Raw genomic sequence first — 12,869 nt, 5'->3', positions numbered from 1 at the left:
ACACCACTGACGTCCGCCGGGTTTAGGGGTCGGCGACCGTCACCGATCCGTCACCGTCGAGTTCGACGACCAGTCCGCAGCGCTCCCGAAACCGCCCGATAACTTCGGGGTCGTGGACTTCCGTAGAGACGTGGAACAGCCCGACGGCGTCGTGTTCCTCGAGAAGGTCAGCGAGTCGGTCGAGCGCGTCCAGCGCGCGCTCCTCGTCCGCGTAGTACGCGAGTTCAGTTATCGAGTCGAAACTCACGCGACGCTTCCCCGTCGTGTCGTCGAGGAAGTCCTCTGCTACGGAGACGATACCGTCAACGTCGTCCGGCGAGGACACGTACCGAATGTGCTCGGAGCCGCGCCGCGAGTACCCGCGGTCGACGCTCAGCGCGTCCAGAATGTCGGCTTGCGACGCCTCCACGTCGTAGTAGTCGAGTTTTTGCTCGACTTCCCGCGCCGTCGTTCGCGTGGAGATGACGAGGAAGCGATCCGTGTCCGTCTTCAGGAAGTCGGTGTCGATACGATCCGTCTCCGCCGTACTCGGATGCAAGAGGAGTACGGTAGTTCCCCCGGGAATCGACGCCGGCCCTCCCTCGATTGCGAGTTCGTAGTCCACACACTGGGACAGGGGCGCCCGGAACTTAACTTCCGCTGGCGTGCACGACGAACACTCCGCTCGCGTGGACGCCCGTTCGCCGGAGTTTCGCGTCGACGCCCACGACCTCGCTCAGGTCACGCCATCCGCTGGTCGCTCGATGGTACTTGAACGTTCGGCGGCGTCAAAACGAAACACGTGCGCGCTTAGAGGTCGCGGCCGTTGAATCGGAGGTAGCCGACGAGCGGGGTGAGGACGAGCCACGCGAGGAGGACGACTACCATGGTGGGGCCGTCCAAGAGGATACTGTCGGGGAGGCCGGAGAGACCGATTCCGAATCCGGCTTCGGGGACGAAGTTCGCGAGCGCGAACGTGTACGCGCTCGACGGCGCGACGATAGTGAACGCGAGCGGCCAGACGGCGTCGGGGGAGATCTGCATGTCGAGGAGAACGACGAGGCCGGTCGGGATGAGTGGGATGAGGAATTCGACGAGGAAGTAGAATCCGATGGCGCCGAGCGTGGCGCGCCCGCTGTCGTTCGTGAGGCTGGAGATGCCGACGCCGATGGCGGTGTAGACCGCGCCGAGGCCGAGCGAGAAGACGCCGAACACGGCGAATGACGCGAGACTGTACGTGTCGTAGAGCGCGAGCATGACGACGAGGCTGGCGACGAGTCCGACGAGGATGGAGACGGAGAGCACGACAGCGCGTCCGACGACCTTTCCGAGGACGGCGTCGCGTCGGCTGTGCGGGAGGGAGAGCAGGAGTTTCGCGCTCCCGGATTCGACTTCACCCACGATGGCCTTGTGGCCGACGAAGAGACCGATGATGGGGACGAGAATGGTGACGGGACTGGAGAGAAAGGCGATGAGGCCGAGCGTGTCCACGGTTGGGTCGCCGGTTCCGCCGCTCTCCGTGAACACCTGGTAGATGTAGGCGATACCGGCCATGAACAGGACGAACAGGACGGTGAGGCCCCAGAGCAGCCGTGAGCGCATGGCGTCCTGGAAGTCCTTTTTCGCGACGACGGTCCAGCTCATCGCGCGTCCTCCGTGTACGCCGCGAACACTTCGTCGAGGCTCGCTTCCTCGGTCGCGAAGTCACTGACGGTCACGCCCGCGCTCTCGACGGCGTCGAGCACTCGCGTTTTCGCATCGCTGCTGGCGCGCACGCGGATAGTGTCGCGGTCGGCGCTCACCTCCTGCACGCCGTCGACGGCGCGCGCGGCCTCCATGGCGTCAGGGGTGACTTCGTCGACGACGACGGTGAGGACGGTGCCGGTGCCGACGGCGTCCCGGAGGCCCCGGATGGTGTCCTCGGCGACCAGTTCGCCCTTCCGCAGGATGCCGACCCGGTCGCAGACGGCTTCGACCTGTTCGAGGATGTGGCTGGAGAAGAACACGGTCGCGCCGCGGTCGGCTTCTTCGAGGATGAGTTCGCGCATCTCGCGCGCGCCGTTCGGGTCGAGGCCCGTGCTGGGCTCGTCGAGGAGGAGGAGGTCGGGGCTGCCGACGAGCGCCATCGAGAGCGCGAGACGCTGCTGCATTCCCTTCGAGTACCCGCCGGCTTTCCGGTCGCGGTCTGCGGGGTCGATTCCGACGCGGTCGAGGAGGTCGTCCGGGTCGTCGGTCGTGTCTTTCGATTCGATGGCGAAGTCGACGTGCTGGCGGCCGGTGAGGCGGTCGTAGACCGAGAACCCTTCCGGGAGCACGCCGATGTCGTCGCGGATGGAGAGCGAGTCGTCGTGGGCGTCGCGGCCGAGGACGCGGGCTTCGCCCTCAGTTGGACGGACGAAGTCGAGGATGATGTCGATGGTGGTGGACTTCCCGGCTCCGTTCGGGCCGAGGAAGCCGAACACCTCGCCGTCCTCGACTTCGAGGTCGACGCCACGGAGGGCGGTGACGTCGCCGAAATCCTTTCGGACTCCGGATAGTTCTATCGCTGCCATGTCCGGCGAATGTCACTCTGATATGAAGAAGATACCGAAAAAACTGTCTAGAGGTCTCCTGCGTCGAACCGAGCGCTCCCGCGCGCGAGCGGAACGGCGGCCCAGGCGACGAGAACGGCGAACCCGAGCGCACCGTTTCCCGTGCCCTCGGCGGGGAATCCGACCGCGCGAAGCACGTCCATGTACGCCGTCGTCGGATTGAGCGTCGGGTACCACGACAGCCACTCTGGTCGGGGCGTCGCGGGCCACGAGAACCCGTTGAGCGCGTCCTGTCGCGCGACGACGAGCCAGCCGGGCGTGCTGGAGGGCATACGCGGCTGTCCCCCTCGCCCGCGTAAAAGCTACCTACACCACGTCCTCGGGGTCGTGTTGCTCCATCATCCGCTCCGCCTCCTTGCGGTACTGCTCGCGCCGCTCGTCGCCCTCGACGGGTTCGAGCGTGTCCTCGTCGATGGTCGTCGCGGCGGTCGGTTCCGCGGCGTGCAGCGACCGCTCCTTGTGCAGCACGCGCTCGCCGTCCGGCGTCGCGTACACCAGGCTCAGCAGTCCCTTGTCCGTGTACTCGCGGTAGACGAGCCACACTCGCGTTTCACTCATGCTCGACGGTTTCGCGCTCGACGACTTAACGCTGGTCTCCGCTCGGAGGCGGTCACGCTTATCAGCGCCGCCGGCGAACCCGGGAGTGATGCCGGCCGCGCTCTCCGAGGTGTTGTTCGACGGCGAGTCGGTCGTGGAGCGCGTCGACTGCGGCGCGAACGCGCTCGTCGTCACCACGCACCGCGTCGTCGCGCTCACTCCGACCGGCGAGGGCGAGCGCGTGCGGTACGCCGACCGGCCGAACGTCGAGACGGTGCGGGCGGAGACGGCGGGCACGACCCGCCACCTCCGGTTCGGCCTCCGGCAGACCGCGTTCGCCGTCTTCTTGTTCGCCGCCGGGACGCTGTTCTCCCTCGACCGCATCGCGGACTCCGTGACGGGTGCGACCGGAACCGCGAGCGAGCTCGGAATCGGGTCGCTCGTCCGGGTGCTGGCGGCGGTCGCGCTGTTCGCGCGGTACTTCGACGACGCGCTGGTCGGCCTCAGCGGCCTCACCGCTCTGCTCGCCGCACTCGGGTTCGCGCGCTACCTCCGGTCGCGCTCGCGGTCGCTCGTCGTGGAGACGTACGGCGGCGACGAACTGCGCGTCCCCGCGCCCGACGCCGACGAGAGCGACGTGGGGCGGATCCTGGAAGCGCTCGACTGAAACCCCGCGAGCGCCAACGTCGGGTGATGGACGCGAGTCAGGTGCGCGAGCGCGCCCGCGACCTCCCGACCGACCCCGGCGTCTACCAGTTCCTCACGGAGGACGGCGTCGTTCTCTACGTCGGGAAGGCCGTGGACGTCCGCTCGCGCGTGCGCTCCTACGCCGACCCGCGGAGCGACCGCATCGCCCGCATGGTCGAGCGCGCGAGCGAACTCGACTTCGCAGTGACGGACACGGAGACGCAGGCCCTCCTGCTCGAAGCGAACCTCATCAAGCGCCACCAGCCCCGGTACAACGTCCGCCTGAAGGACGACAAGTCCTACCCGCTGGTGCAGTTCACCGACCACGACTACCCCCGCATCGAACTCACGCGCGACCCCGACGAGGGCGCGACCGCCTACGGCCCGTACACGGACAAGTCTCGCGTGGAAACGGTGGTGAAGGCGGTTCGCGAGCAGTACGGCTTACGGGGCTGTTCGGATCACAAGTTCTCGAACCGCGACCGCCCCTGCCTCGACCACGACATCGGCCTGTGTACCGCGCCCTGCACGGGCGAAATCAGCCGCGAGGACTACGTTTCGGACGCGGACGCGGTGAAGCGCTTCTTCGAGGGCGAAACGGGCGTGCTCGCCGACCCGATCGAGCGCGCGATGACCGAGGCGGCGGAGCGCGAGGAGTTCGAGCGCGCGGCGAACCTCCGCGACCGACTGGACGCCGTGCGGGCGTTCCACGGCGGCGGCGGGGAGGCCGTCGCCGGCCACGGCCACGAGCGCCACGTCGACGTGCTCGGCGCCGCTATCGAGGGGGACAGCGCGACGGTCGCGCGGTTGCACGCGGAGGACGGCCAGCTCGTGGAGCGCGACCAGCACCGCGTGGACGCCCCCGAGGGCGAAGACCGCGTCGCGGCCGTGCTCGCCGCGTTCGTCCCGCAGTACTACGCCGAGCGCGACCTCCCGGACGCGCTCCTCCTCCCCGAGGATCCGGACGACCCGGATTTGGACGCGTGGCTGGACGCGGAGGGCGTGGACGTGCGCGTGCCCGGCGCGGGCCGCGAAGCGACCCTGGTCGACCTCGCGCTGAAGAACGCCCACCGGCGCTCCGGCGAGCGGGACGAACTCGGCGCGCTCGCGGACGCCCTCGGCATCCACCGCCCGACGCGCATCGAGGGGTTCGACGTGAGCCACGCGCAGGGCAAATCCGTCGTCGGGAGCGACGTGACGTTCGTCGACGGCCGCCCCGAGAAATCCGACTATCGGCGGAAGAAGCTCACCGAGGAGAACGACGACTACGCGAACATGCGGCGGCTCGTCCGCTGGCGCGCCGACCGCGCGCTCGCCGGCGAGGACGACCGCCCCGACCCCGACCTCCTCCTCATCGACGGCGGCCGCGGGCAACTCGACGCCGCGCTCGACGCGCTCGACGAGACCGGCTGGGAGGTCCCGGTAGTGTCGCTGGCGAAGCAGGAGGAGGTCGTGGTCGCGCCCGACCGCTCGTACGACTGGCCGGGCGACGCCCCCCAGTTGCACGTCCTGCAGCGCGTCCGGGACGAGGCCCACCGCTTCGCCGTCCAGTACCACCAGAGCCTCCGCGACGACGTTTCGACCGCGCTGGACGATGTCGAGGGCATCGGCCCGGAACTCCGCAAGCGCCTCCTCCGGCGGTTCGGGAGCGTCGAGGGCGTGCGCGGGGCGTCCGAGGAAGAACTCCGCGGCGTCGAGGGCGTCGGCGCAGAGACGGCGGAGACGCTCGCTCGCCGGCTCTGAGAAGGGGACGCGGCCGGGGTGCGGAGGAAGCAGTGGCCGCGTCGGTGGCGGCGAACGGAGAAGCGATCGCCGCCGGTGTTTGCTATGGTCTAATCAATAATAAAATCTATCTCCGACACTTCAAAAATGGCCGTCTTGCTGGGGGGTGATCCTCGAACGCGCATGACCTCGTTTCGCTCTCTGGTCTCTTCACCCGACGCAGCGGGAGCCTCCGCCGAACCTGGTGGTAGTGCACCGGCTAGCGTGCGTCCCGCCGGCGTGGCGTGCCTTTATGTCGCTCGTGGTGGACTCCTAGTGCATGAGTGGACGCGACGACGTGTTCTACCAGCTCGGTCGTCTCACCGCCGGCGGTGTCCCCCAGCGCCTCGTCGGTGTCCTCGGAGCCGTCGCCGTCCTCGTCGCCGCAGTCGTCCTCTTCTCCGTCCTCTCGCCGCTGTACGCCGCGGGCGCGCTCCTCCTCGTGCTCGCCGCCGCCACCGTCACCGCGTCCGTCCGGGTCGTACAGGCCTACGAGACGGCCGCGCTCACGGTGTTCGGCGAGTACCGGGGCCTGCTCGACCCCGGCATTCACGTCGTCCCGCCGTTCGTCTCCCACACGTACGCCTTCGACATGCGGACGCAGACGCTCGACGTCCCCAAGCAGGACGCCATCACGCGCGACAACTCGCCCGTCCACGCCGACGCCGTCGTCTACGTCCGCGTGATGGACGCGGAGCGCGCGTTCCTCCAAATCGAGGACTACCGGAACGCCACCGCGTCCCTCGCGCAGACGACGCTCCGCGCGGTCATCGGCGACATGGAGTTGGACGACACGCTGTCGCGGCGCGACACCATCAATCAGCGCATCGACGACCAACTCGCCGAACCGACCGACGCGTGGGGCGTCCGCATCGAGGGCGTCGAGGTGCAGACGGTGATGCCGAGCCAGGGCGTCGTGAGCGCGATGGAACAGCAGTCCTCCGCGGAGCGCAAACGTCGCGCGATGATTCTGGAGGCGCAGGGCGAACGCCAGTCCGCTATCGAGACCGCGCAGGGGGACAAGCAGGCGGCCATCATCCGCGCGCAGGGGAAAAAGCAGAGCCAGATCCTGGAAGCGCAGGGCGACGCCGTCGCCACCGTACTCCGCGCGAAGTCCGCCGAATCGATGGGCGAGCGCGCCATCGTCGAACGGGGTATGGACGCCCTGGAGGCGATCGGCCGCTCGCCGTCCACGACGTTCGTGCTGCCGCAGGAGCTCACGAGCCTCGTCGGACGGTACGGCAAACACCTCACCGGGAGCGACGTGGAGGCCGCGACCGAATCCCTCGACAGCCTCGACTTCGACGACGAAACCCGCGAACTGCTCGGGTTGGACGACTACGAAGCCGACTTCGTCGAGGGCGAACGCCAGTAAGCCGTTTCCTCCGCTGCGTCTTCGTTGCCCGCGTTCGCTGTCTGCCGCGGTTCACCGTCACCGAGAGCGACCGCACACCCGTCCACGACATTTATTGTCTATCATGAATAATGGGCTAGTGTGATGAGTTTCGACGACAGTTCCTCCGACCCCGTGGGCGCGGACATCCCGCGCCCACCGGATGTGACGGACGAAACGGACGACCGACCGACGCCGCTCGACGCGCTCTGGCGCGCGTACGAGCGCCTCCGCACGCACGTCCGCGAGTGGCCGGGTCAGTACGTCGAACAGCAGGCGAACGTCTACGAGGACTAGTCGTCGCTCGGGCGAACGCTCACGACAGGAACCGGGGCGCGCCGAACGACTTTCTCCGTGACGCTCCCGATGAGGTAGTGGTCGAGTCCCGTGCGACCGTGCGTCCCCATTACTATCATGTCCACGCCCGCCTCCTCGGCGTACTCCAGAATGACGGTGCGGGGAACGCCGCTCCGCACGACGCCCTCCGTCTCGACGCGCTCGGGGAGGTCGGCCGCCGTGTCGGCGACGGCGTCCTCGGCGCGTTCGCGTTCCGCGTCGTCCCAGGCGTCGGACGCGATGCCGCTGCTCGGACTCTCGAAGCGGTTCCGGGTGTCCATCACGGAGAGCACGTGCACGGTCGCGTCGTACGTCGATGCGAGTTCGCTCGCGTGCTCGACCGCGGCCGCCGTGCCCGCGCTGTTATCTGTCGGGAGGAGGATGTCGTCGTACATCAGAGAACACCCCCGGACGCCATCACGAAGAGCGCGGTGGCGATTATCGCGAACAGGCCGCCGACGCCCGACTTGATCGTGTCCGTGTCGAGCGCCGCGGAGACGTAGGGCGCGACTTGGCCGCCCGTCACCGTCGCCGGAACCGTGAACACGACCATGTTCCACGGCGTCGAGGCGAGACTGAGCGAGTGCCCGCCGACGAGACCGCCGCCGAACACGTGGACGAGGGACGCGATGATGGCGGTGGTCGCGACGACGATGTGGTTCGTGCCGATGGCGACTCGGACCGGGACTTTCGTGCGGAGCATCGAGATGATGCCGAGTTCGCCGATGCCGAACCCGGCGAGCCCCTGGAAGACGCCGCCGACGCTGTACGTGCCGAACCGCTCGAGATAGCCCGACCGCGAGTACCGGTAGTCCTCGCCCTCGCGGTCGACGCGCGTCACCCGCCCCTCGTCGTTCGTGTGGACGCCCGCGGGGCCGAGTTTGTCGCTGTCGTCGGGGAGGTTCTCGCTCGACGCTTCGCCGGGATGGCCGCCGTCGGTCGCCGCCTCGCCCTCCGCGGAGTCGCCGTGTTCGAGGTCGATGCGGAACAGGAGGTAGGCGGCGGTGATGAGCGCGAGCGCGAGCAGGCCGTGGAACACCCACTCCGGGATGACGAATGAGAGGAGCGCGCCACCGACGACGAACGGGACGCCGCCGAGCACGAGCGCGAGCGCGAGCCGGCGGTCCACGAGGCCGTACCGGATGAACGCGATGGACGAACTCGATAGGCCGAACGCCTCGCTGATGAGGCCGACCTTCACGAGCGTCTCCGGTTCCAGCGGGTGCGCGAGCAGGGGGAAGATGAAGATGAGGAACGGCACGAACAGCGCCGACCCGCTGATTCCGACGGTGTTGACGATTGTCGCGCCGAGCAGGAAGAACGGGAACAGCCACCAGTATTCGAGCCAGTAGCCCGCGCCGCCGGCGTCGCCCGTCGGCGCGAACCCCACGACGCCTGCGATGAAGAGGAGGGGCGCGGCGAACACGAACACGTGTTGGTACTTGAGGAACGCCTTGACCGCGCGGTCGTACGACGACATCTATGTGAACACCTCGCGGCGACTCGGAGATCGACGGCGGCCGCGCTCGATGTTCGCCCCCTTCACCTCTCGAAGGCCGGTTGCACTCGACATAGCCAGCGTATACACCCGTATCGGTGGAAAAGTCTTGATATACGCGCGAGCCCTGACGGGACTATCCGAGTTCGGAGCGCCGGAACGACGCGTACCCGGCGAGCAGGCCGAGCACGCCCCACGCGGCCATGACGAAGACGTTGAACCAGAGTTTGTCCTGGATCGCCGTCGACTCGCCGCCGAAGTTTCCCGCGATCCGCGGGTACTGGTCGACGACGCCGCTGTAGACCGGTTCGGTGGCGACGAGGTAGGCGGTGGCGGGGGAGAGCGCGTTGACGAACGACCGCGTGGAGTCCGTGATAGTCGTGCCGAGCGCGGTCGCGACGGCGTCGAGGACGGTGCCGAGGTTGACGATCGGGAGGAACCCGAACCAGAACGGGACGAGCAGGAAGTACGCGCCGAACACGCCGAGCATCGCGCGGGAGCGCCGACTCGTCGCCGCGGACACGCCCACGAACAGGCCGGTGAGCGAGACGCCGTAGAGCGCCGACACGCCCGCGAACGTCGCGAACCGCCCGAGGCTCGGCGCGCTCTTGAACGTCGCGAACGCGACGGCGAACCCGGCGAGGAGCGCGACGACGACCGCGCCGAGCGTGACGCTCACGCGGGACGCGAACTTCCCGAGGACGTACGAGAGCCGGGAGTTCGGGAGGCCGAGCGCGTACTTGATGACGCCGGACTCTCGGTCGCCCGCGACCGCGAGGTAGGAGAGCGGCGCGACGAACAGCGGGAACACGAGGAACGTCATGAACGACACGTCGAACAGCGTCCGATAGGGGTCGGGGTAGATGTTGCGCTCCGCGACGAACACGAGCGCGACGAGCGCGGCGAACACGCCGACGACACCGAGAACGACGTACGACCGCGCGGCGTTCTTCAGGTCGTCGCGCGCGACGGTGCGGAGGCTCACGCCGACTCACCTCCGACGTCCGCGGTCGCGCCCTCGCCTGTCGCGGCCGCCTCCTCGCTCCCCTCCGCGGGCGTCCCGTCGCCGTTCGTGTACCGCTCGAAGAGGGTTTCGAGGGAGGCGTCGTCGATGGTCACGTCGACGACGGACGCGGTGTCGTCGAGCGCGCGGAGCGCGGGCATCTTCGCGGGGGGCCGCGCGACCGTGAGCTCGACCGTGTCGTCGCGTTCACTCACCGTGGTCACGCCGTCGACGGCTTCGACGGCCGCGAGGTTCGGCGTCCCGTCTACGTCCGCCTCGATGACGGACTCGGCGCTGAGCTCGGCGCGGAGGTTCTCGATGGTGTCGACGGCGACGAGCTCGCCGTCGCTCATGATTCCGACGCGGTCGCAGACCTTCTCCACCTGTTCGAGGATGTGACTGGAGAAGAACACGGTCGCGCCGCGGTCGGCCTCCGCCTCGACGATTCGGCGGAGTCGCTTGATTCCCTCCGGGTCGAGGCCGGAGGACGGTTCGTCGAGCACGAGCAGGTCGGGGCTGCCGACGAGCGCGATGGCGAGGCCGAGGCGCTGTTTCATCCCCTTCGAGTACCCGCCGGTGCGGCGGCGCGCCGCCTCCGGCGCGAGACCGACGCGCTCGATGAGGTCGTCCGGGTCGTCGCTCGCGCCCTTCGTCTCGATGGCGGACGCGACGTGCTCGCGGCCGGTGAGGTTCTCGTAGAGTTCGAGGCCGTCCGGCAGGAGGCCGGTGCGCTGGCGGACCGCTCGGGACTCCCGGGTGGCGTCGTGACCGAGGACGGTCGCGCTCCCCTCGCTCGGGTCGAGGAACCCGAGGAGCATGTCGATCGTCGTGGACTTCCCGGCGCCGTTCGGCCCGAGGAAGCCGTACACTTCGCCCGACTCGACGTCGAGGTCGAGGTCGTCGACGGCGACGAACTCGCCGAATCGCTTCGTCAGTGACGTTGTCTGGAGGGCGGACACACCCGAGGATTGGCGAGTCGGCCCATCAATCCACCGGACTACCAGTCCGATTCGGGTTCGACGCCGGCGTCCTTCGCCTCGAAGTCCCACTCCTCGCGGAGGTCGCGCACGCGGTCGCGGATGTCCGCGGCGAGTTCGAATTCGAGGTTGTCCGCGGCCTCCCGCATCCGCTCCTCCAAGACCTCGATGCGTTCTCGGGCCGCCTCCTCGGTGCCGGGGCCGTCGCCGGTCACGTCGCTCGTGTCTGTCTTCGCGCCCGGGAGGTTCGTCTCCGATACGTCCTTTTCTATCGTCTTCGGCGTCGTGCCGTGTTCCTCGTTGAACTCCTCCTGGATGCGGCGGCGGCGCTGGGTCTCCTCGATGGCGTCCGCCATCGCGTCCGTCGTCTCGTCCGCGTACAGGACGACCTCGCCGTTCACGTTCCGCGCGGCGCGCCCCATCGTCTGAATCAGGCTGGTGCGAGACCGCAGGAACCCCTGCTGGTCGGCGTCCAGAATCCCCACCAGCGACACCTCCGGAATGTCGAGGCCTTCCCGGAGGAGGTTGATGCCGACGAGCACGTCGAACTCGCCGAGCCGGAGGCCGCGGACGAGCTCGTGGCGCTCCAGCGTGTCCGTCTCGTCGTGCATGTACTCGACCGCCACCCCGGCCTCTTCGAGGTACTCGGTGAGGTCTTCGGCCATGCGCTTCGTGAGCGTCGTGACGAGCACGCGTTCGTCTCGCTCCGTCCGGTGCTGGATGCGCTCCAGCAAGTCCTCTACCTGGCCGTCCGCGGGCGACACCTCCACCTGCGGGTCGACGAGGTACGTCGGGCGAACGATCTGTTCGACGACGTTCCCCGACACGTCGCGCTCGTAGTCGCTCGGCGTCGCGGAGACGTACAGCGTCTGGTCGGTCTTCTTCTCGAACTCCTCGAAACTCAGGGGGCGGTTCTCGTACGCGGTCGGCAGCCGGAAGCCGTTCTCGACCAAACTCTCCTTCCGGGATCTGTCGCCCGCGAGCTGGCCCTTGATCTGGGGGACGGTTCGGTGCGACTCGTCGATGACCGTGAGGAAGTCGTCCGGGAAGTAATCGAGGAGGGTGTAGGGCGCGTCGCCCCGCTCGCGGTCGGAGAAGTAGAGCGTGTAGTTCTCGATGCCCGAGCAGTAGCCGGCCTCCCGGAGCATCTCGAGGTCGAACGTCGTGCGCTCCTCGATGCGCTGGGCGGCCAGGAGGTCGCCCTGGCGCTCGAAGTACTCGACGCGGTCTTCCATGTCCGACTCGATGCGCTCGATGGCGTTCTCCAGCCGCGGCTCGGGAATCGAGTAGTGTTCCGCCGGATGCACGAGCACGGCCGGTTCCTCCGACTGCACCTCCCCCTCAAGCGGGTCGATTTTGCGGAGGGTGTCGATCTCGTCGCCCCAGAACTCCACGCGCACGGCGTACCGGCCGTACATCGGGAAGATCTCGACCGTGTCCCCGCGGACTCTGAAGGTGCCCTGCGTGAAGTCCACGTCGTTGCGCTCGTAGTTCAAATCCACGAGCCGACCCAGGAGGTCGTCGCGGTCGATTTCCTGCCCGCGGGAGAGTTCCAGGCTCATGTCGACGTAGTTCGACGGGTCGCCCAGCCCGTAGATGGCGGACACCGACGCCACCACGATGACGTCGTCCCGCGTCAACAGCGACCGGGTCGCGGAGTGCCGCAGCCGGTCGATTTCCTCGTTCACGGACGCGTCCTTGTCGATGTAGGTGTCTGTCTGCTCGACGTACGCCTCCGGCTGGTAGTAGTCGTAGTAGGAGACGAAGTATTCTACTGCATTATCCGGGAAGAGGTTCTTGAACTCCTCGTACAACTGCGCCGCGAGCGTCTTGTTGTGCGCGATCACCAGCGTCGGCTTCTGAATCTCCTCGATGGTCCAGGAGACGGTGTTCGTCTTTCCCGACCCAGTCACTCCGAGCAGCGTCTGCTTGTCCACGCCGCTCTCGAACCCCGCCGCCAACTGCTCGATGGCCTCGGGCTGGTCGCCCGCGGGATCGAACGGCGCGGCCACCCGAAACGGCTGTTCCGCGTCCGGCCGATCCGGCTGCAACGCACCCTCGGAATCACTCATTACCGATTCATGGGGGCGAAGAAACGTAAGGGCCG

General features: G+C 68.0%; 14 protein-coding genes. 4 read left to right on the top strand and 10 right to left on the bottom strand.

Features of this window, described 5'->3' with window-relative positions; translation table 11 throughout:
• Positions 1 to 22 precede the first annotated feature (22 nt).
• From FQU85_RS04515 to FQU85_RS04495, 5 genes are all read right to left on the bottom strand, one after another.
• Positions 23 to 604: a hypothetical protein gene (locus FQU85_RS04515; protein ID WP_145844853.1), complete on the bottom strand. Its 582-nt coding sequence runs from the start codon at positions 602 to 604 to the stop codon at positions 23 to 25.
• Between the two features lie 185 nt (positions 605 to 789).
• Positions 790 to 1,623 carry an ABC transporter permease subunit gene (locus FQU85_RS04510; protein ID WP_145844850.1) on the bottom strand — a complete coding sequence of 278 codons (834 nt, stop codon included), beginning with the start codon at positions 1,621 to 1,623 and terminating at the stop codon, positions 790 to 792.
• Positions 1,620 to 2,531, bottom strand: a complete 912-nt coding sequence (locus FQU85_RS04505) for an ABC transporter ATP-binding protein (RefSeq protein ID WP_145844848.1) — start codon at positions 2,529 to 2,531, stop codon at positions 1,620 to 1,622. The genes FQU85_RS04510 and FQU85_RS04505 overlap by 4 nt, the downstream gene beginning before the upstream one ends.
• 47 nt (positions 2,532 to 2,578) lie before the next feature.
• Positions 2,579 to 2,842, bottom strand: coding sequence for a hypothetical protein (locus FQU85_RS04500; RefSeq protein WP_145844846.1), 264 nt, complete (start codon positions 2,840 to 2,842; stop codon positions 2,579 to 2,581).
• Positions 2,843 to 2,876: 34 nt separating this feature from the next.
• A complete protein-coding gene (locus FQU85_RS04495; RefSeq protein WP_145844843.1) occupies positions 2,877 to 3,128 on the bottom strand; it encodes a hypothetical protein in 252 nt (83 codons plus the stop codon).
• A gap of 88 nt (positions 3,129 to 3,216) precedes the next feature.
• Between FQU85_RS04495 and FQU85_RS04490 the strand changes: the two genes are divergently transcribed.
• The 4 genes from FQU85_RS04490 (at position 3,217) to FQU85_RS04475 (ending at position 7,245) form a co-directional block, all read left to right on the top strand.
• Positions 3,217 to 3,774: a hypothetical protein gene (locus FQU85_RS04490; protein ID WP_145844841.1), complete on the top strand. Its 558-nt coding sequence runs from the start codon at positions 3,217 to 3,219 to the stop codon at positions 3,772 to 3,774.
• Between the two features lie 26 nt (positions 3,775 to 3,800).
• On the top strand, positions 3,801 to 5,537 hold the full coding sequence (locus tag FQU85_RS04485; RefSeq protein WP_145844839.1) for an excinuclease ABC subunit C: 1,737 nt from the start codon (positions 3,801 to 3,803) through the stop codon (positions 5,535 to 5,537).
• 298 nt (positions 5,538 to 5,835) lie between these two features.
• Complete coding sequence (locus FQU85_RS04480; protein WP_145844837.1) at positions 5,836 to 6,930, top strand: SPFH domain-containing protein; 1,095 nt, start codon at positions 5,836 to 5,838, stop codon at positions 6,928 to 6,930.
• A gap of 123 nt (positions 6,931 to 7,053) precedes the next feature.
• Positions 7,054 to 7,245: a hypothetical protein gene (locus FQU85_RS04475; RefSeq protein WP_145844835.1), complete on the top strand. Its 192-nt coding sequence runs from the start codon at positions 7,054 to 7,056 to the stop codon at positions 7,243 to 7,245.
• On the opposite strand, the gene FQU85_RS04470 is transcribed toward FQU85_RS04475, so the two are convergent.
• The 5 genes from FQU85_RS04470 to uvrB all read right to left on the bottom strand — a co-directional run bounded on the left by FQU85_RS04470 (position 7,242) and on the right by uvrB (position 12,834).
• Positions 7,242 to 7,679 carry a universal stress protein gene (locus tag FQU85_RS04470; RefSeq protein ID WP_145844833.1) on the bottom strand — a complete coding sequence of 146 codons (438 nt, stop codon included), beginning with the start codon at positions 7,677 to 7,679 and terminating at the stop codon, positions 7,242 to 7,244. The genes FQU85_RS04475 and FQU85_RS04470 overlap by 4 nt on opposite strands.
• Positions 7,679 to 8,764, bottom strand: a complete 1,086-nt coding sequence (locus FQU85_RS04465; protein WP_145844830.1) for a sulfite exporter TauE/SafE family protein — start codon at positions 8,762 to 8,764, stop codon at positions 7,679 to 7,681. Before FQU85_RS04465 ends, FQU85_RS04470 begins: the two co-directional genes overlap by 1 nt.
• A gap of 154 nt (positions 8,765 to 8,918) precedes the next feature.
• On the bottom strand, positions 8,919 to 9,767 hold the full coding sequence (locus FQU85_RS04460) for an ABC transporter permease (RefSeq protein WP_145844828.1): 849 nt from the start codon (positions 9,765 to 9,767) through the stop codon (positions 8,919 to 8,921).
• Positions 9,764 to 10,744, bottom strand: a complete 981-nt coding sequence (locus FQU85_RS04455) for an ABC transporter ATP-binding protein (RefSeq protein ID WP_145844826.1) — start codon at positions 10,742 to 10,744, stop codon at positions 9,764 to 9,766. The genes FQU85_RS04460 and FQU85_RS04455 overlap by 4 nt, the downstream gene beginning before the upstream one ends.
• Before the next feature lie 38 nt (positions 10,745 to 10,782).
• Positions 10,783 to 12,834 carry an excinuclease ABC subunit UvrB gene (uvrB, locus tag FQU85_RS04450; protein ID WP_145844824.1) on the bottom strand — a complete coding sequence of 684 codons (2,052 nt, stop codon included), beginning with the start codon at positions 12,832 to 12,834 and terminating at the stop codon, positions 10,783 to 10,785.
• Between the last annotated feature and the right edge of the window lie 35 nt (positions 12,835 to 12,869).

The sequence above is a fragment of the Salarchaeum sp. JOR-1 genome, from assembly GCF_007833275.1.
In the GTDB taxonomy this organism is placed as follows: Archaea; Halobacteriota; Halobacteria; order Halobacteriales; family Halobacteriaceae; genus Salarchaeum.
This window is presented reverse-complemented; position numbering and strand designations above follow the sequence as displayed.